At 66.4% G+C, this 17,882-nt stretch carries 14 protein-coding genes and 1 pseudogene; 13 read left to right on the plus strand and 2 right to left on the minus strand.

The genetic code is table 11. From position 1 onward, the window contains the following. Nucleotides 1-2 precede the first annotated feature (2 nt). The 4 genes from otnI (at nt 3) to tpiA (ending at nt 3,671) form a co-directional block, all read left to right on the plus strand. Nucleotides 3-779 (plus strand): 2-oxo-tetronate isomerase, encoded by a 777-nt coding sequence (otnI, locus tag Atro_RS03115; protein WP_497926396.1) that lies wholly within the window; start codon nt 3-5, stop codon nt 777-779. A 319-nt stretch (nt 780-1,098) separates the two neighbouring features. Beyond that, nucleotides 1,099-2,406, plus strand: a complete 1,308-nt coding sequence (locus Atro_RS03120) for an MFS transporter (RefSeq protein WP_497926397.1) — start codon at nt 1,099-1,101, stop codon at nt 2,404-2,406. 369 nt (nt 2,407-2,775) lie between these two features. Next, nucleotides 2,776-2,898: a hypothetical protein gene (locus tag Atro_RS03125; RefSeq protein ID WP_497926398.1), complete on the plus strand. Its 123-nt coding sequence runs from the start codon at nt 2,776-2,778 to the stop codon at nt 2,896-2,898. After that, nucleotides 2,895-3,671 carry a triose-phosphate isomerase gene (gene tpiA / locus Atro_RS03130; protein ID WP_497926399.1) on the plus strand — a complete coding sequence of 259 codons (777 nt, stop codon included), beginning with the start codon at nt 2,895-2,897 and terminating at the stop codon, nt 3,669-3,671. Before Atro_RS03125 ends, tpiA begins: the two co-directional genes overlap by 4 nt. Before the next feature lie 168 nt (nt 3,672-3,839). On the opposite strand, the gene Atro_RS03135 is transcribed toward tpiA, so the two are convergent. After that, a complete protein-coding gene (locus tag Atro_RS03135; RefSeq protein ID WP_497926400.1) occupies nt 3,840-4,664 on the minus strand; it encodes an inositol monophosphatase family protein in 825 nt (274 codons plus the stop codon). 265 nt (nt 4,665-4,929) lie between these two features. Between Atro_RS03135 and Atro_RS03140 the strand changes: the two genes are divergently transcribed. Continuing rightward, nucleotides 4,930-6,018, plus strand: a complete 1,089-nt coding sequence (locus Atro_RS03140; RefSeq protein ID WP_497926401.1) for an MBL fold metallo-hydrolase — start codon at nt 4,930-4,932, stop codon at nt 6,016-6,018. 42 nt (nt 6,019-6,060) lie between these two features. Here Atro_RS03140 and Atro_RS03145 read toward each other — a convergent pair whose 3' ends face one another. Beyond that, entirely contained in the window at nt 6,061-6,978 is a 918-nt protein-coding gene (locus Atro_RS03145; protein ID WP_497926402.1) for a LysR substrate-binding domain-containing protein, read from the minus strand. Between the two features lie 328 nt (nt 6,979-7,306). Here Atro_RS03145 and Atro_RS03150 point away from each other — a divergent pair, with 328 nt between their 5' ends. The 8 genes and pseudogenes from Atro_RS03150 (at nt 7,307) to Atro_RS03185 (ending at nt 17,882) form a co-directional block, all read left to right on the plus strand. After that, the gene (locus Atro_RS03150; RefSeq protein ID WP_497926403.1) at nt 7,307-8,056 is read left to right on the plus strand and encodes an SDR family NAD(P)-dependent oxidoreductase; all 750 of its coding nucleotides are present in this window, start codon (nt 7,307-7,309) and stop codon (nt 8,054-8,056) included. Between the two features lie 81 nt (nt 8,057-8,137). Next, nucleotides 8,138-9,436 carry an MFS transporter gene (locus Atro_RS03155; protein ID WP_497926404.1) on the plus strand — a complete coding sequence of 433 codons (1,299 nt, stop codon included), beginning with the start codon at nt 8,138-8,140 and terminating at the stop codon, nt 9,434-9,436. A gap of 19 nt (nt 9,437-9,455) precedes the next feature. Next, nucleotides 9,456-10,298 (plus strand): transketolase, encoded by an 843-nt coding sequence (locus tag Atro_RS03160; protein ID WP_497926405.1) that lies wholly within the window; start codon nt 9,456-9,458, stop codon nt 10,296-10,298. Next, nucleotides 10,298-11,307, plus strand: a pseudogene (locus Atro_RS03165) (transketolase family protein). The gene Atro_RS03160 and the pseudogene Atro_RS03165 overlap by 1 nt, the downstream one beginning before the upstream one ends. Before the next feature lie 234 nt (nt 11,308-11,541). After that, the gene (locus Atro_RS03170; RefSeq protein WP_497926406.1) at nt 11,542-12,807 is read left to right on the plus strand and encodes an OprD family porin; all 1,266 of its coding nucleotides are present in this window, start codon (nt 11,542-11,544) and stop codon (nt 12,805-12,807) included. A gap of 217 nt (nt 12,808-13,024) precedes the next feature. Beyond that, the gene (locus Atro_RS03175) at nt 13,025-13,960 is read left to right on the plus strand and encodes an AEC family transporter (RefSeq protein WP_497926407.1); all 936 of its coding nucleotides are present in this window, start codon (nt 13,025-13,027) and stop codon (nt 13,958-13,960) included. An 852-nt stretch (nt 13,961-14,812) separates the two neighbouring features. Then, on the plus strand, nt 14,813-17,281 hold the full coding sequence (locus tag Atro_RS03180; RefSeq protein ID WP_497926408.1) for a glucan 1,4-alpha-glucosidase: 2,469 nt from the start codon (nt 14,813-14,815) through the stop codon (nt 17,279-17,281). 76 nt (nt 17,282-17,357) lie between these two features. Then, nucleotides 17,358-17,882, plus strand: a complete 525-nt coding sequence (locus Atro_RS03185) for a sugar dehydrogenase complex small subunit (protein ID WP_497926409.1) — start codon at nt 17,358-17,360, stop codon at nt 17,880-17,882.

Here is a 17,882-nt window from a genome sequence, read left to right on the forward strand (position 1 = left end):
CCATGCCCAGATTCGCCGCCAACCTCAGCATGCTGTTCAACGACGCGCCCTTCCTCGACCGCTTCGCCCGCGCCGCGGCGGCCGGGTTCAGGGGGGTCGAGTTCCTGTTTCCCTATGACTACCCGGCCGAGCAGATCGCCGAACAGCTCGACAGGCACGGCCTGACCCAGGTGCTGTTCAACATGCCGCCCGGCGACTTCGCCGCCGGCGAGCGCGGCCTGGCGGCGCTGCCCGGCCGCGCGGCGGAATTCCGCGAAGGCGTGGACCGCGCCATCGACTACGCCCGCGCGCTGGGCTGCACGCGCCTGCATGCCATGGCCGGCCTGGTAGCGGACGAGGCGATGCGCCCGCAGATGCGCGCGCAATACCTGGAAAACCTGCGCTATGCCGCACGCCGCCTGCACGAGCACGGCCTGACCCTGCTGATCGAGCCGATCAACTCGCGCAGCATTCCCGGCTATTTCATCAACCGTCAGGCCGAGGCCCACGCCATCCGCGCCGAGCTCGGCGAGCCCAACCTCAAGGTGCAGATGGACTTCTTCCATGCGCAGATCATGGAAGGCGACCTAGCCGCCACCTACCGGCGCTTCCAGGCCGGCGTGGGGCACGTGCAGATCGCCGGGGTTCCGGACCGGCACGAGCCGGATAGCGGCGAGGTCAACTATCCCTATCTCTTCCAGCTCCTCGACGACAGCGGCTACGACGGCTGGATCGGCTGCGAATACTCGCCACGGGGTCTCACCGAAGCGGGGCTCGGCTGGTATTCCCACTGGCGGTGACGGATCGATGCGCTGACCGGGTTTTGCCACTTCTCCTGAAGAACGGGAGGAGTCAGGAAAACTTCAAACAACCCCCAATGGAGGCTCGGCCATGAACAGGGACGGCTAAACAACTCTCACCATTTCACCCGGACTTATTGTTTTCTCGATCTTGCTCTACACGGTCGCCTTTATCGAGCGATCCGCAGTCGGCTTCGCCAAATTCGGCATGACCGCCAACTTCGGTAGCAACATAAACGCACTGTGCGATTGGCTACGTCCTCATACCGGGGACGGCCTATGAAAAACATCCATAACAACAACAATCGGAGGTTTTGCCATGAATCCGGAAAAACAGATAATTCGCACGATCACACTCCGGCTTATTCCCTTCCTGATTCTGCTCTACATGGTCGCGTTCATCGACCGCTCCGCCGTCGGCTTCGCCAAGTTGCACATGGCGGCCGATCTCGGGATCAGCGATATCGCCTACGGCTTCGGTGCCGGCCTGTTCTTCATCGGCTATTTTCTCTTCGAAGTCCCCAGCAACCTGATGCTCGAGCGCTTCGGCGCGCGACGCTGGTTCGCCCGCATCCTCATCACCTGGGGCGCGGTCACGGTGGGCATGGCGTTCATACAGGGGCCCTACGGCTTCTATGCGATGCGCTTTCTGCTGGGCGCCGCCGAGGCGGGCTTCTTCCCCGGCGTGCTCTACTACATCACCCGCTGGTATCCGGTTCGCCATCGCGGCAAGGTGCTCGGCCTGTTCATCCTGGCCCAGCCCATTGCACTGATGATCACCGGTCCCCTGTCCGGGGCGCTGCTGGGTCTGAACGGCATCTATGCTCTGGCCGGCTGGCAGTGGCTGATGCTCTCGATCGGTCTGCCGGCCATGCTGCTGGCCTGGCCGACCCTGCGCATCCTGCCGGATACGCCGGCCCAGGCACGCTGGCTTCCGGAAGCGGATCGCCAGTGGCTGAACAACCAGTTGGAAGCCGACCGCAAGGAGTACGGCCAGACCGAACACAGCAATCCCCTTAATGCCCTGAAAGATCCCCGCGTGCTGCTGCTGGCGCTGCTCTACCTGCCGGTCACCCTGACCAACTATGGCCTCAGCCTGTGGCTGCCGACCTTGGTGAACCAGTTCGGCAACAGCACTCTGGTCACGGGCTTCATCTCGGCGGTGCCCTATGTGTTCGGCATCATCGGCCTGCTGATCGTGCCGCGCAGTTCGGACCGCCTGAACGATCGCTACGGCCACCTTTCCGCGCTGTACTTCCTGGGAGCGCTGGGAATGTTTCTGGGCGCCTGGGCAACCCTGCCGGCGATGCAACTGATGGCGCTGAGCCTGACGGCCTTCACCATCTTCTCCGGCACCGCCCTCTTCTGGACACTGCCGGGACGTTTCCTCACCGGCGCCGGCGCCGCGGCCGGTATCGCCCTGATCAACTCGATCGGCAACCTGGGCGGTTACCTGGGACCCTTCGGCATCGGCGCCCTCAAGGAATATACCGGCAGCCTGGCGGCAGGGCTTTACTTCATTTCAGCGGTAGAGATTCTCGGTGTGCTGCTCACTGCGCTCATCTACTTCAAGCTCGAAAGGAAAACGCTGCCTCAGCCCACTCGCTTGGCCGGACAGAGATCGTGATCGCCGAGGTCGGCTAGTGGCACGATGCGCAAGTCCATCTCGGAAATGAGCTTGAACTTGCGCATCTAAAACGGTCCGCAAAAAAGCGGCAGCCCGTCGTCCCGGCAGCGCAATGCTCATCTGCATCGCGAAGTTATCGAAAAACGCTCGAACTTGCCTGCTTGGAACAGCTTGCGAAGTTATCTCCCCTTCCGCCGACGGTGCGGACCGCACGCCCATTACGACATTTTCGGCCAAGACGCGAACTTACCCAGAGAAAACTGGTGCGTGAACTTCCGAGCCGCTCCGCCGGACATTGCCGGCAAGGCAGGTTGCCAACTGCGCCATTTGGGTTTTTCCACGAATGACCTCCCTGAAGGAACGCAAGCCATGCTGCGAAGAAACAAGATCGCCGCCATCCTCTCCGGCACGGAGCGGATCGGCGGGAACAACCAGTGGCTACGCATCGAGAAGACGCCATGGAGGCTCCTGTGCTGCGGAGGTACGGCATGAGAGGCAAACGGGTCATCGGCAACTGGAAGATGAACGGCGACTTGGCCGCCAACCGGCGCCTGCTGAACGAACTGCTGCCGTCGCTGGCGGCGCTGCAGGGCGTCGAGCTGGCGGTCTGTCCGCCCTTCCCCTACCTGGCGCAGGTCGCCGCCCTGCTGGAAGGCTCCGGCGTGGTGCTGGGCGCGCAGAACCTCAACGCGGCGGAGAAAGGCGCCTTCACCGGCGAGGTCGGCGCTGGGATGCTCCGCGAGCTAGGCTGCCGCTTCGTGCTGGTCGGCCACTCGGAGCGGCGCAGCCTGTACGGCGAATGCGACGAGGGGGTGGCGGAGAAGTTCGCCGCGGCGCTCGCGGCAGGCCTACTGCCGGTGCTCTGCGTCGGTGAGACCCAGGCGCAGCGTCGCCAGGGCCAGACCGAGCAGGTGGTATCCGCCCAGCTGCAGGCGGTCCTGCGCCGCTCGGGCATCCAGGGCCTCGCCGCCGGGCTGATAGCCTACGAGCCGGTGTGGGCCATCGGCACCGGCGAAACCGCCACGCCGGAGCAGGCCCAGGCGGTGCACCGGCACATCCGGGCCTTGCTGTTCCAACACGATCCCGTGCAGGCCGAGACCACGCCGATCCTTTACGGCGGCAGCGTCAAGGCCGACAACGCCAGAGCGCTGTTCGCCCAGCCGGACATCGACGGCGGGCTGATCGGCGGTGCCTCGCTGGAGGCCGCCGCGTTCGCCGCGATCTGCCAAGCCGCCAGCCAACGACAAGGGAGACAGGAGCCATGAGCACCGAGAAGCGTCTGCCACTGATGGACTTGCCGTTATGTGGTGCAGGCGGCCCGGCGAAGGATCTGCCCCTGCGCCGGCGGAACTCAACTGTGCGCCGCGGCTGGGGGAACATCAGCGGGCGGGAACGCACAGGGTCAATGGGCAAGGGCGCGCCGGGGCAGACTGCTAGATAGTGAAGACCTCACGCCGGAGCAGCTCCCAGGAGGCCTTGTCCGGGGCGATCAGCAGGCCGCCGTCCAGGTGCCGCGGCAGATAGGAGGTTCCATCGAAGCGGGCGGCGTAGGCGCCGGCCTCCTGGCAGACCAGGGTGCCGGCCAGGTGATCCCAGGGCATCAGCTTGTAGTACATCAGGTAATGCACGTGGCCGGCGGCCATGGTCCGGTGCTCGTGCGCCGCACAGCGGTAGTTGGCGGCAAAGCGGACCTTGGACAGGTTCGCGAGGATTTGCGGCTGCTTGTCCTTCGGCAGATAGCCGGTCGAGGCCATGCCGACCATCTGCTCGAGGGCGACAGGGGCGGCCACGGAAAGCCGCTGCGCTTCGCCGTCCGGCCGCCGCAGCCAGGCGCCGCCGCCTTTTTCCGCCATCACCCAGTCGTCGCCCATCGGGTCGTAGATGATGCCGGCAACCGTCTCGCCGGCGACCACGACCGAGGCCATGACGCCGAACGCTGGGATACCCGAGGCGAAGTTGAAGGTGCCGTCGACCGGGTCGACGATGATGGCGAACTCGGCGTCTTTCAGCCCGCCCAGCAGCGCCGGGTCCGCCGCGACCGACTCCTCGCCGATGAACAAGGCGTCCGGCCAGAGCCTGGCGATCTCGGCTTTCATCATGCGTTCGGCCTGTTCGTCGGCCTCGGTCACCAGATCCGTCGCCTCCGTCTTGGCCCGCACGTCGGCGCTGCCCAGGCGCCGGAAACGCGGCACTATTTCGGCCTTCGCCGCCCGTCGCAGCAGATCGGCCAGTGCCGTTACATCGACTTTCGCAGTCATGGCATTTCCTGTGTGAAGACGTTGAATACGCTCAGATAACAGCCATCTGCCCGGAGTTCAATCCCCGTCCCGCCCTTCGCCGCCATCGGCGGATATCTTGCCGGGAATGGCAGTCCAAACACTCGCCTACTGGCTCGACCGTTGTCGCCGTACCCGGCCTCGCCGAGGCGTATTCGATCGAGGATGTCTTTCAGTGCCTTGCCCGGCTTGAACCCCGGCAGCCTGGCGGCAACGATAGGGAAATGGGCGAACAGGAGAATCCGAGATGGTGTTTTTTGCTCGACGTGCCGATGGGCTCAGGCGCGAACGCATGCAGGCCTCCAGGCAGTATGCCGGCGGCGGCTTCATGAACACCTACCCGGCCAGCGTGCAGCGCGTGCCCGAGGGGCGGCCGACGCTGACCGACTTCCTGTTCCGTGGCGAGGGCCGCACGCCGGCGCTGCCGCTTCCGGCCATCGACCCACGCGAGACCTGGGCGCGGCCCGTCGAAACCGGGCTGCGCGCCACCTGGCTCGGCCATTCGACCGTGCTGCTGGAAATCGACGGCCACCGGGTGCTGACCGATCCGGTCTGGGGGATGCGCGTCTCGCCGTTGCCCTTCCTCGGCCCCCGGCGCTTCCAGCCGGTGCCGGTCGACATCGCCAGCCTGCCGCCGCTCGATGCGGTGCTGATCTCCCACGACCACTACGACCATCTGGACTACCCGAGCATCCGGGCGCTGGCCAAGCGGCGGGTGCCCTTCGTCACCTCGCTCGGCGTCGGGTTGCATCTGGAGGCCTGGGGCGTGCCGGCCGAGCGCATCGTCGAGCTCGACTGGTGGGAGCACACCAGGCTGCCGGGCGGCCTGACGATCGGCGCCGCGCCGTCGCATCACTACTCCGGCCGCGGACTGCGCGACCGCAACCTGACCCTCTGGTCGTCGTTCGCCCTGCGCGGCGAGCGCCACGCGGTGTTCTTCAGCGGCGATACCGGGCTCTCGCCGGCCTTCGCCGAGATCGGCCGGCGGCTCGGTCCCTTCGACCTGGTGATGCTCGAGGTCGGCGCCTGCCATCCGGCCTGGGGGAATGTGCACCTGGGCCCGGACAACGCCCTGCAGGCCTGGGCACAGCTAGGCAGCGGGCATTTCCTGCCGGTGCACTGGGGCACTTTCAACCTGGCGATGCACTCATGGTCCCAGCCAGCGGACGTGCTGCTGGCGCACGCCTCGGAGGGGCTGGTCATGCCGCGCCTCGGCGAGCCGGTCGAGCCGGCCCGGGTCGACGCGGTACAGCCGTGGTGGCGGGGAGCAGCCGAAGCCGATTGGCAAAGCGTGCCGCAGGAGGCCGCAAGCCTGGTGCTGCCCGTGAAGGACTAGACAGTTCCCGGCCCGGCGGGAAAACGCCGGAAGAGGCGCCTGTCAGTAGGCGAAGGGATGCCCCAGCTCCGTCTGCATCCAGGCGAGGAAGCGCCGCACGCGCGGATAGTCGGCGTGCGTGTGCGGGAAGACCAGATGATGCGCGCTGACCGGGCTGCGCAGCTCGTTGCCGAACACCGGGACGAGTTTGCCCGTCTGGATGTAGTCATGGGCCAGCAGCGTGCTTTCCAGCGCGAAGCCGAGGCCGTGGACCGCCGCCTCCAGGCTCATGTAGGAGCGGTCGAAGCTGAGCGGGTAACGGCGCTCGGGCATCGACAGGCCCTGCTGCGCGAACCACTGCGGCCACTGCACCAGCGGCGCTTCGGAGAGGATCAGATCGGCATCGAGCAGATCGTCGGGACTGTCGACCTTCTTGGTCTGGAGCAGGGACGGTGCGGCGAACACGGCGATGCTTTCCTGGGGAACGGTGCGGATCTCCAGGTTCGGCCAGTTCGCCAGGCCATAGCGGATATCCACGTCCATCTTGTCCCGGCTGAAGTGCAGGGACTCGTAGGAGCACGACAGGTTGATCTCCAGGTCGGGGTTGCTGGCGCGCAGCTGCTCGAGGCGCGGCAACAGCCAGAGCAGGCCGAAGCTGGGGACCGAGTGCAGGCGCAGACATTCCTGGTTGGTATCGGTGGCGGCACGCTCGGTCGCCGTGCCCAGGCGCTGCAGCGCGCCCGAGATGTCGTGCAGGTACTGGCTGCCGACCGGCGTCAGCTCCAGCCCCTTGCTGCTGCGGTGGAAGAGCGGACGACCGATCGTCGCTTCGAGCTTGGCGATCTGGTGGCTCACGGCCGAGGGCGTCAGGTTCAGGTGTTCCGCCGCCCGGGCGATATTGCCGAAACGGGCCGCCTGTTCGAAGGCAAGGATGGCTTTGAGCGGCGGGATATGCAGCGGCGTCTTTTCCGGGCGGATCATTGTTCTGCTCTCTTGGCCGGGCTGGTTCGACAGAGCATGCCATCGGCTCCCGACATCGCGTCAACCCTGAAGCAAGCCCGGTAAGGCGCTGAATTTTTTTCAGCGATTGCTGAGCGATTCGGCCATCCAGATAGATGCCTTGCTAAGTATTTGCCTTATTCCGCCACATTTCCGTCAGTTTTCATGGGCGGCTTCGCTTGGGTGCTGAATTTTTTTCAGCATCGACTGAAGGATGCTGCGTTGTGAGCAAGGGCATAACAGCCGAACCTTCCGACACCCCGCCAACCACGGCGGTTCTTGAACAAGAACGATATCAGGAGTGTCCAGCATGCTGCTCGAAGGCAAGATCGCGATCATCACCGGTGCCGCCTCGCAACGCGGGATCGGCCGCGCCATGGCCCGTACCTTTGCCCGTCATGGCGCCCGGGTCGCCATCCTCGATCTGGAGGAAAAGGCAGCGCAGGAGGCAGCGGCCGAGCTCGGTCCCGACCATCTGGGCCTGGCGGCCAACGTCGCGGACGCCGCCCAGGTGACCCGTGCGGTCGAAGCAGTGATCGAGCGCTATGGGCGCATCGATGCGCTGGTGAACAACGCCGGCATCACCCAGCCGCTGAAAACCCTGGAGATTCGCGGCTCGGACTACGACAAGGTGCTGGACGTCAGTCTGCGCGGCACCCTGCTGATGTCCCAGGCGGTCATCCCGACCATGCGCGCGCAGAAGTCCGGCAGCATCGTCTGCCTGTCGTCGGTGTCGGCCCAGCGCGGCGGCGGCATCTTCGGCGGACCGCACTACAGCGCCGCCAAGGCCGGCGTGCTCGGCCTGGCCCGCGCCATGGCCCGCGAGCTGGGGGCGGACAATATCCGCGTCAACTCCATCACCCCCGGCCTGATTCATACCGACATCACCGGCGGCCTGCTCTCCGACGAGCGCCTGAACGGCATCCTCGCCGGTATTCCGCTGGGCCGTCTGGGCGAGGCGCAGGAAGTCGCCAACGCGGCGCTGTACCTGGCCAGCGACCTGTCGACCTACCTCACCGGCATCACCTTGGATGTGAACGGCGGCATGCTGATCCACTGACGGCACGCCGTGGCTGGCGGCCGAATTTCGTCCGCCGGCCTGCTTCACCCTCAACGCTCAACAACAATAAGAGAGCGAAAAATGTCCACCATGACTCTCGAAGCGGTGAATACCACCCGTTCCAGTGCCTATCGGAAGACCGCATGGCGGCTCATGCCGTTCCTCATGCTGTGCTACCTGTGCGCCTACCTGGATCGCGTCAACGTCGGTTTCGCCAAGCTGCAGATGATGCAGGATCTGAGCTTCAGCGATACCGTCTACGGCCTTGGCGCCGGTCTGTTCTTCATCGGCTACTTTCTCTGCGAAGTCCCCAGCAACCTGCTGCTCCACAAGATCGGCGCGCGGATCTGGATCGCCCGGATCATGATCACCTGGGGCATCCTCTCGGCCATGTTCGCCTTCGTCGAAACGGCCTGGCAGTTCTACCTGCTGCGCTTTCTGCTCGGCATGGCCGAAGCGGGGCTGGCGCCCGGCATCCTGCTCTACCTGACCTACTGGTTCCCGACCTACCGCCGCGCCCGGCTGACGGTCCTGTGGTTCGTCGCCATTCCCCTCTCCGGCATGCTCGGCGGCCCGCTCTCGGGCTGGATCATGAACCAGTTCGCCGGTGCCTATGGCTGGGCCGGCTGGCAATGGATGTTCGTCCTGGAGGCGATCCCCACCGTGGTGGTCGGCCTGTGGGTGCTGAGCTACCTCAAGGACCGGATCGAGGACGCCACCTGGCTCGACGACGAGGAAAAGCAGCTGATCCGGCGCGAGCTGGCCGAGGACAACCAGCAAAAGACCGAGCATGCGTCGGTGCGCGCCTTCGTCGGCGACCGCCGGCTGTGGCTGTTGGCCGCCATCTACTTCGCCGTGGTCATGGGCCAGTACGCCATCACCTTCTGGCTGCCGACCCTGGTGCGCAACGCGGGCGTCGCCGATCCGCTGTACATCGGCCTGCTCACCAGCGTGCCCTACCTCTGCGCGATCGTCGCCATGCTCCTGGCCGGGCGCAGCAGCGACAAGCACCGCGAGCGGCGCTGGCATGTGGTGCTGCCGATGTGGGCGGGCGGCGCCGGTCTCACCCTGGCGGCGATCTTCGGCCACGACGTCGGCCTGTCGATCCTCGGCCTGTCGCTGGCGGCCGCCGGCGTCCTCTCGGCCTCCTCGCTGTTCTGGATGCTGCCGACCTCGCTGCTCGGCGGGGTGAGCGCCGCCGCCGGCATCGCCGCGGTGAACAGCATCGCCAACCTGGCCGGTTTCTGTTCTCCCTACCTGATCGGCTGGCTCACCACCGCGACCGGTTCCAGCCAGGTGGGCATGTACCTGATCACCGCCGTACTGGCCTCGGGTGCGCTGCTGGTGCTCCGCCTGCCGGCCAACTTGACCAACCGTTAATCCTAGGAGCCTCTTCATCATGTCGACCCACGCCACAGCCCCTGCCGTCTCCCTGGCAGAACGGGCCTACCGGATTCGCCGCAACGCCCTGCTGATGGGCCAGGTACAGGGCCAGGGCTATATCGGCCAGGCCCTGGGCGCCGCCGATCTGCTCGCCGTCGCCTACTTCCATGCGATGGACTACCGGCCGCACGAGCCCGCCTGGGAAGGCCGCGACCGCTTCTACCTGTCGATCGGCCACTACGCGATCGCCCTCTACGCAGCGCTGATCGAGGCCGACATCGTCCCCGCCGAGGAACTGGAAACCTACGGCTGCGACGAGAGCCGCCTGCCGATGTCCGGCATGGCCTCCTACACCCCGGGCATGGAAATCACCGGCGGCTCCCTGGGCCACGGCCTGGGCATCGCGGTGGGCGCCTGCCTGGGCCTCAAGCGCAAGCGGTCCGCCTCGTTCGTCTACAACCTGCTGTCCGACGGCGAGCTGAACGAGGGCTCCACCTGGGAGGCGGCGATGTCCGCCTCGCACTGGAAGCTGGACAACCTGATCGCGGTGATCGACGTCAACAACCAGCAGGCCGACGGCCATTGCGCCGAGATCCTCGCCTTCGAGCCGATCGTCGAGCGTTGGCAGTCCTTCGGCTGGTTCGCCCAGCGGGTGAACGGCAACGACCTGGAGGCGCTGGTCGCCGCCTTCGACGCGGCCCGCAACCACCCCGTCGCCCAGCCGCGGGTGATCATCTGCGACACCCGCATGGGCAAGGGCGTGCCCTTCCTCGAAACCCGCGAAAAGACCCATTTCATCCGTGTCGACGAACACGAGTGGGAACAAGCCCTGACCGCCCTGGATGCCGGGAGACAGTAATGAAGAACACCACCGAACCGGCCGCACCGGCCAAGAAGCGCCTGACCACCTCGGCGATGATCGCCTCCATCGCCGCCGAAGGGCAGCCGACCCGCCCCGCCCCTTCGGCCACGCCCTGACCGCACTGGCCCGGGAGCGCCAGGATCTGGTCGGCCTGACTGCCGACCTGAGCAAGTACACCGACCTGCACATCTTCGCCAAGGAGCTCCCCGAGCGCTTCTTCCAGATGGGCATGGCCGAGCAGCTGCTGATGAGCGCGGCGGCGGGCATGGCGCGCGAAGGCTTCGTGCCCTTCGCCACCACCTATGCGGTGTTCGCCTCCCGGCGCGCCTACGACTTCATCTGCATGGCGATCGCCGAGGAAGACCTCAACGTGAAGATCGTCTGTGCGCTGCCGGGCCTCACCACCGGCTACGGCCCCAGCCACCAGGCGACCGACGACATCGCGATCTTCCGCGCGATGCCCAACCTGATGGTCATCGATCCCTGCGACGCCCATGAGCTGGAGCAGGCCGTGCCGGCCATCGCCGCGCACAAGGGGCCGGTCTACATGCGCCTGCTGCGCGGCAACGTACCGCTGGTGCTGGACCGCTACGACTACCGCTTCGAAATCGGCAAGGCCAAGACGCTCACCAGCGGCAACGAGGTGCTGGTCATCTCCACCGGCCTGATGACCATGCGTGCGCTAGAGGCGGCCGAGCAGCTCAGGGCGGACGGCGTGGAGGTCTCGGTGCTGCATGTACCGACCATCAAGCCGCTGGACGAGGCCGCCATCCTGGCCGAGGCGCGCAAGCCCGGCCGGCTGGTGGTGACCGCGGAGAACCATTCGCGGATCGGCGGCCTGGGCGAGGCCGTGGCCACCCTGCTGATGATCAACGGCGTCACCCCCACCTTCCGGCAGATCGCCCTGCCGGATGCCTTCCTCGACGCCGGCGCACTGCCGACCCTGCACGACCGCTACGGCATTTCCACCGAGGCGGTGTGCGCGCAGATCAAGGGCTGGCTGTAAGGCCGGCGGAGGCTGCGGCCTCCCCTTCATGACCCCGGGCAGACAGCCCGGGCCCTCGAAGCGACTCGACGACAGGCACGGGAGCCGGCCGGCTCCCGGGGTCTGCCGCGCCCAGGGGATGGGCGACCCTCCGCTGCCGGCCGGGCTCCGACCGCGCGGATAGCCGGCGCCCGGTGTCCTGCTCCGGCAGGCGCCGGACGTGTTCACCACCGATTTCGACTGAAAACAACAACAATGAAAAACAGTACTTCTCATCTCGCCAGTCAGCATTCTCTGGTCATCGCCCTCTCTTTCGCCGGCGTGTTTTCGAGCGCAGGCGCCCAGGCCGCCTTCGTCGACGACGCCAAGGGCACCCTGACCCTGCGCAACTACTACATGCAGCGCAACATGGTCGACCGCGCCACCCTGGGCAAGCGCGAGGAATGGGCCCAGGGCTTCATCCTCGACCTGGAGTCGGGCTACACCGAAGGTCCGGTCGGCTTCGGCATCGACGTGCGCGGCCTGTGGGCGATCAAGCTCGACGGCGGCAAGGGCACCGCCGGCACCGAACTGCTGCCGGTTCACGACGACGGCCGTCCGGCCGACGACTTCGGCCGCGTGGCGGTGGCCGGCAAGCTGCGCTTTTCCAGGACCGAACTGAAGATCGGCGAATGGAGCCCGGCCCTGCCGATCCTCAACTCCAACGACGGCCGCGTGCTGCCGCAGACCTTCCAGGGCGGCATGCTCACGGTGAAGGAAATCCCCCACTTCAGCTTCTACGGCGGCCAGATGCGCGCCAACAGCCCGCGCAACGACGCCAGCATGCAGAACATGTCGCTCAACGGCTCGCCCGAGGCCACCTCCGACCGCTACAACTTCGGCGGCGTCGAGTACAGCTTCAACGACAACCGGACCACCGTCGGCGCCTGGTTCGGCCAGCTCGAGGACATCTACAAGCAGCGCTACTTCGAGATCCGCCACCTCCAGCCGCTGGGCAAGGACTGGTCGCTGTCCTCGCGGGTGGGCCTGTTCGACGGCGAGGAGGACGGCCGGGCCGAGGCCGGCGCTCTGGACAACCGGACCCTGACCGGCCTGTTCGCCCTCAGGACCGGCGCCAACACCTTCACCTTCGCCTTCCAGCGCCTGACCGGCGACGACCGCTGGCTGCGCCTCAACGGCGCCATCGCCAGCATGCTGCCCAACGACACGTTCACCAGCAGCTTCGACAACGCCCGCGAGGAGTCCTGGCAGCTGCGCCACGACTACAACTTCGCCGCCTTCGGCCTGCCGGGACTGACCTTCATGAGCCGCTACATCAGCGGCAAGAACGTGCATACCGCGACGGTCAGCGACGGCGAGGAATGGTCGCGGGAGAACGAGGTGGCCTACGTGGTGCAGAGCGGAAAGCTGAAGAACCTGTCGATGCGCTGGCGAAACTCCAGCCGGCGCGCCGACTGGGGCAGCAACAACAGCTACGAGGAGAACCGGGTGATCGTCCAGTACCCGATGTCGCTGTTCTAGAAAGGGGTTCGCAACGGGCCGCCCATCGGTGGCGGCCCGCCGGCCTTTCCAGAGGCTCCGGAGACGCAACGATACGTGAGCAGGCATGCCCAGGCATTCGCCACGCGCCCATGGAAAGGGAAGCGTCTTGCCTGGCAGGGAGGGTCAAGCGTGCAGTACCGTCTGCGAATACCCTCCGCGCCTTTTTCCCCTGCCTATCCCGTCAAGGTGGTCCGCCGTGCTGCAGATCCTCTCCATCACCCTGCCCATCTTCATCCTGATCGGGCTGGGCTTCTTCGCCGTGCGCTTCGAGGTGATCAGCCGCGAGCAGATCCGCGGCCTGGGCAGCTTCGTCATCACCTTCGCCCTGCCGGCGCTGGTGCTCAAGGCCGTGTCGGACAGCCCCTTCCAGGAGGTGATGAACTGGCAATACCTGCTGGCCTACACCCTGGGCTCCTTGACGGTCTACCTGCTCGGCCTGCTGCTCGCCCTCAGGCTGCGCCGCGAGCCCCTGACCAGCGGCGCCATCACCGCGCTGGGCATGGCCGTGTCCAACAGCGGCTTCGTCGGCTACCCCATCGTCGCCATGCTGCTCGGCCCGGCGGCGGCCATCGGCCTGGCGCTGAACATGCTGGTGGAGCATCTGTTGATCATCCCGCTCAGCCTGACCCTCGCCGAGGCCGGCCGGCAGCAGGGCTCCGCCGCCAAGGTGCTGCGCGAGACGGCCAGGCGCCTGGCCCGGACCCCGCTGATCCTCGCCATGCTGACCGGCCTGCTGCTGTCCCTGCTGGAAGCGCGCCTGCCGGCGATTCCGGGCAAGGTGGTGGAGATGCTCGCCGCGGCCTCGGCGCCGGTGGCGCTGTTCGTGATCGGCGGCTCGCTCTACGGCCTGAAGCTGAAAGGCCTGTTCGCCGAGCTGCCGCTGATCGCCGCGGGCAAGCTGGTCCTCCATCCGCTGGCGGTCTTTTTGCTCTTTACGCTGCTGCCGGACGCGGACCCGGCGCTGAAGGTGGCCGGCGTACTGTTCGCCAGCTCGCCGATGCTGAGCGTCTACCCGATCTTCGGCCAGCGCTTCGGCATCGAGGGCCGCTGCGCCGCCGCCCTGCTGTTCACCACGCTGATGTCCTTCTTCACCATCAGCCTGCTGATCGGCATCCTGAAGCCCCACCTATAGCGGCGTCGACCACGGTCCCGCCGCCGGCATGTCTGATGAATTACGGGGCAGCCTCCGGTCGTTCGGCGGTGCTCACCGATGAATCCGTTCCACGACTCTGCCGCAACAATCGAGGGCCTGAAACAATGGAGTCTGCAGAGGCCCCGGAGAACGAGTCCTTCCGGCCTCGATGAAGCCGGAACCTTCCCCCTGCTCATTCAAAGGTCCGGGCGTTCCGTCGCAACCATGCCCATGAGCCTTGCCGGGAGCAACTCCCGGCAGGCTTTCATATCGACAGCGACCCGCCGGTTAAAAGCTGTCCGACATTCTCTCCATGCTCGCTTACATTCGTCGGATCAAGCCCGACTTGCCAGACGCAAAGCGCCATGCATAAGATAGCGCTACCTTTGAGAAAGCCGGCATGTGCGTGCCAATCAATCGATCCGGTTTCTCTCGACCACCCGTTTCGTTTCGACGCCAGCAGCCGAGCGAGAAGGGATAAGAACAACAAGATCAGGGAGACAGACAGGCTTTGCGAGGCACTCGCCGATCCGCAAAGACAGCGCTGCCTCAGTACCAGGGTGTTCCATGGGTATCTTCGACGACGCGCCCGCATCAGGCAGGCATTCGCCCCGTGTACGGCTTTCGCCCACAAGTGCGCGGCATCCCGCTCCCCCTTCCCCTTTCGAGACTTGCAAAGGCCGGTGTCGGCGATGCAACTGACGACCGCTCACCCCGCTCCGACGGCGACCCCGTACCGGTACGAAGACAGGCCGAAGCCAGACACGAGACGCGCCTGAACCGGCTTTCGCTCGCCCATGCCGCCAGGCGGCGACTCTTTCATAACGTCCACAAGAAAAAAGAGAAGGTCATATGCAACAGCCAGTAAGGTTCCGTAAAACTCTGCTGAGCGTCCTGATCGGCGCTCTGGGCATCGGTCAGGTCGCGATGGGCGCCGACCAGGTGGCGCCGGGTGCGCCGGGAGCGGCGCCGTTCTGGTCGTATTCGGGCAAGACCGGCATCGGCACTGCCTACGAGCAGTACAAGGACGGCCAGTACTCGCCGCAAGCGGCCACCGGCGAAGTCTCGAAGGTCTGGTTCTCGCTGGCTCAGGGGATCGTCACCGAAACCATGTTCGGGCTGATCCACGAAGCCCAGCTGCGCGAAATGCAACTGGTGATCCAGGGCCCCGACTTCCTGGACCTGGAAGCCCAGGACACCGACAGCGAAGTGCAGTATCTGTCGGTCGACGGCGAAGGCCGCCCCACCTCGCTGGCCTACAGGATCGTCAACCGCGACAAGCAGGGCCGCTACGAGATCGAGAAGCACGTCTTCACCGATCCGGAGGCCAACTCGCTGATGATGCGGGTCATCTTCCGCAGCAAGGAGCCGGGCATCCAGGCCTATGTGCACGTCGATCCGGCCCTCGGCAACGACGGCAGCGGCGACAGCGCCTTCGTCGACGGACAGGCTCTATACGCCCGGGACGGCGAGACGACCCTGGTGGTCAAGGCCAGCCGCCCCCTGGAACAGCCTACCGTCGGCTTCGCCGGCGTTTCCGACGGCCTGACCGACCTCAAGGACGGCAAGCTCGACAACCTGTACGCCAGCACCGGGGATGCACCTGGTAACGTCACCATGCTGGCACGCCTGCCCCAGACGGGCACCGAAACGACCCTCGACCTGGTGGTCGGCTTCGGCAACGACCGCCAGCAGGCCGACCGGGCGGCGGACGCGACACTGGCCCGCGGCTATGCCAAGGTGCTGGCCCACTACAACGGCGAGGGCGAGGCGATCGGCTGGCAGGACTACCTGGCCTCGCTCTCCGGCCTGCCGGCCATGTACGCGCAGAGCACCGACAACGGCAAGCTGCTCAACGTCAGCGCCCTGGTGCTCAAGGCGCAGGAAGACAAGAGCAACGCCGGGGCGCTGATCGCCTCCCTGTCCAACCCCTGGGGCGAGACAGTGCCGGCGGACAAAGGCACCACCGGCTACAAGGCGGTCTGGCCGCGCGACTTCTACCAGTGCGCGATGGCGCTGCTGGCGCTCGGCGACCGCGAAACGCCGAAGGTCGCCTTCGAATACCTGAAGAAGGTCCAGGTCAGCGAAGCCACCTCGCTCAAGCAGGGCGACACCTCGGCCTACATCCACGAACAGAAGCAGGACGGCAAGACCGAGAACGCCGGCCCCGGCGCCACCGGCTGGTTCCTGCAGAAGACCCACGTCGATGGCGAGATCGAATGGGTCGGGGTGCAGCTCGACCAGACCGCTATGCCCATCATGCTGGGTTGGAAGCTCTGGCAGGCCGGCGTGCTCGACGACGCCCAGATCAGGCACTGGTACCGGACCATGCTCAAGCCGGCGGCGGAGTTCCTGACCAAGGGCGGCCAGGTGAAGGTCGGCTGGAACGACTGGAAGGTGGTCCCGCCGCAGACCCAGCAGGAGCGTTGGGAAGAGCAATGGGGCTATTCGCCCTCGACCACCGCGGCGGTCATCGCCGGCCTGGTGGCCGCCTCCGAACTCGCCGGCCATGCCGGGGATGCCGAGGCGGCGCAGCGTTTCCTGGGCGCCGCGAAGGGCTATTCCGACAGGCTGGAAGCGACCATGTTCACCCAGAAGGGCAGCCTGGGCGACGGGCGCCATTACCTGCGCATCACCCAGAACGACGACCCCAACGACGGCGCCCCCCTGCTCGACAACAACAGCCGGCCCGGCCTGCCGGAGAGCCAGGTGCTCGACGCCGGCTTCCTGGAGCTGGTGCGCTACGGCGTGCGTCCCGCCAGCGACCCGCACATCGTCGGCAGCCTGGACGAGCTCGACAGCCAGAAGCTGCCCGAGAACCTGAAGGTCAAGTACCTGTTCAGCTATCCGGGGGTCGAGGGCGAATTCCCCGGCTGGCGCCGCTACGGCAACGACGGCTACGGCGAGAGCGAAATCTCCGCCATCAACTTCCCAGCCACCGAGGCGCCGGTGCTCAACTCCGGGCTGCGCGGCCGCGTCTGGCCGATCTTCACCGGCGAGCGCGGTCATTACGAGCTGGCGCGCAGCAAGGCCCAGTTGCCGGAAGGCGTCGAGGCGCTGAATGCCGAGCAGTTGGCGAAGCTGAAGAACACCTACGTCAAGGCCATGGAGCTGTTCGCCAACGAGGGCCTGATGCTGCCGGAGCAGGTATGGGACGGCGTGGGCAACAACAGCCGCCACGGCTACGTGAAGGGCGAAGGCACGGACACCGCCACCCCTCTGGCCTGGAGCCACGCCGAATACGTCAAGCTGGTCCGTTCGCTGACCGACCAGAGGGTTTGGGACCACTACCCCGTCGTCTCGGACAAGCTCGCCAAGTGACCTGAGCGTCCACCCGGCGCCAGGCAGCGCTAACGCGCTCGTCTGGCGCCATCCAGCTACGACAAGAGAGGTTTGCATGTCCAACCATGCCTCCGTCCCCCCCGGCCCAGTGCCCGTGCCTGCGTTCACCCTTTCCCGCCGCCGCCTGCTCGGCGCGGCCTGCGTCGGCGCCGCCACCGGCGCGCTGCTGCTGAGCCCGACCGCTCCGGTCTGGGCGGCAGCCGCCGCCGAAGCCGAACTGGCGACCTTCATGGAGCTGTCCAGGCGCCTCACCGGGCGCAACGACCTGGATGCCAAGGTCGGCCAGAGTCTCCACGAAACCCTGCTCAAGCGTGATGCCGGCTTCGCCGCACGCCTCGGCGAGCTGCAGGGCAAGCTCGGCAAGCCCCCGCAAGGCCTGAGCGAAAAGGCCCAGGACGCGGCCCGGCAGATCCTCTCCGCCTGGTATCTCGGCATGGTCGGCAGCGACTACACCGCCACGGTGGTCAGCTACCCGGATGCCCTGATGTTCAAGGCCGCGGGCGGCGTCATCAAGCCGCGGGCCTTCTGTTACGGCATGCCCGGTTCCTGGGCCGAGAAGCCTGCCGTCGGGAGGGCCTGA

It is taken from the genome of Azotobacter tropicalis, assembly GCF_059739045.1.

Bases quoted from the DNA above. Each gene is read 5' to 3' on its own strand.
- otnI (WP_497926396.1), top strand. From the start codon at position 3: ATGCCCAGATTCGCCGCCAACCTCAGCATGCTGTTCAACGACGCGCCC.
- Atro_RS03120 (WP_497926397.1), top strand. From the start codon at position 1,099: ATGAATCCGGAAAAACAGATAATTCGCACGATCACACTCCGGCTTATT.
- Atro_RS03125 (WP_497926398.1), top strand. From the start codon at position 2,776: ATGCTGCGAAGAAACAAGATCGCCGCCATCCTCTCCGGCACGGAGCGG.
- tpiA (WP_497926399.1), top strand. From the start codon at position 2,895: ATGAGAGGCAAACGGGTCATCGGCAACTGGAAGATGAACGGCGACTTG.
- Atro_RS03135 (WP_497926400.1), bottom strand. From the start codon at position 4,664: ATGACTGCGAAAGTCGATGTAACGGCACTGGCCGATCTGCTGCGACGG.
- Atro_RS03140 (WP_497926401.1), top strand. From the start codon at position 4,930: ATGGTGTTTTTTGCTCGACGTGCCGATGGGCTCAGGCGCGAACGCATG.
- Atro_RS03145 (WP_497926402.1), bottom strand. From the start codon at position 6,978: ATGATCCGCCCGGAAAAGACGCCGCTGCATATCCCGCCGCTCAAAGCC.
- Atro_RS03150 (WP_497926403.1), top strand. From the start codon at position 7,307: ATGCTGCTCGAAGGCAAGATCGCGATCATCACCGGTGCCGCCTCGCAA.
- Atro_RS03155 (WP_497926404.1), top strand. From the start codon at position 8,138: ATGTCCACCATGACTCTCGAAGCGGTGAATACCACCCGTTCCAGTGCC.
- Atro_RS03160 (WP_497926405.1), top strand. From the start codon at position 9,456: ATGTCGACCCACGCCACAGCCCCTGCCGTCTCCCTGGCAGAACGGGCC.
- Atro_RS03170 (WP_497926406.1), top strand. From the start codon at position 11,542: ATGAAAAACAGTACTTCTCATCTCGCCAGTCAGCATTCTCTGGTCATC.
- Atro_RS03180 (WP_497926408.1), top strand. From the start codon at position 14,813: ATGCAACAGCCAGTAAGGTTCCGTAAAACTCTGCTGAGCGTCCTGATC.
- Atro_RS03185 (WP_497926409.1), top strand. From the start codon at position 17,358: ATGTCCAACCATGCCTCCGTCCCCCCCGGCCCAGTGCCCGTGCCTGCG.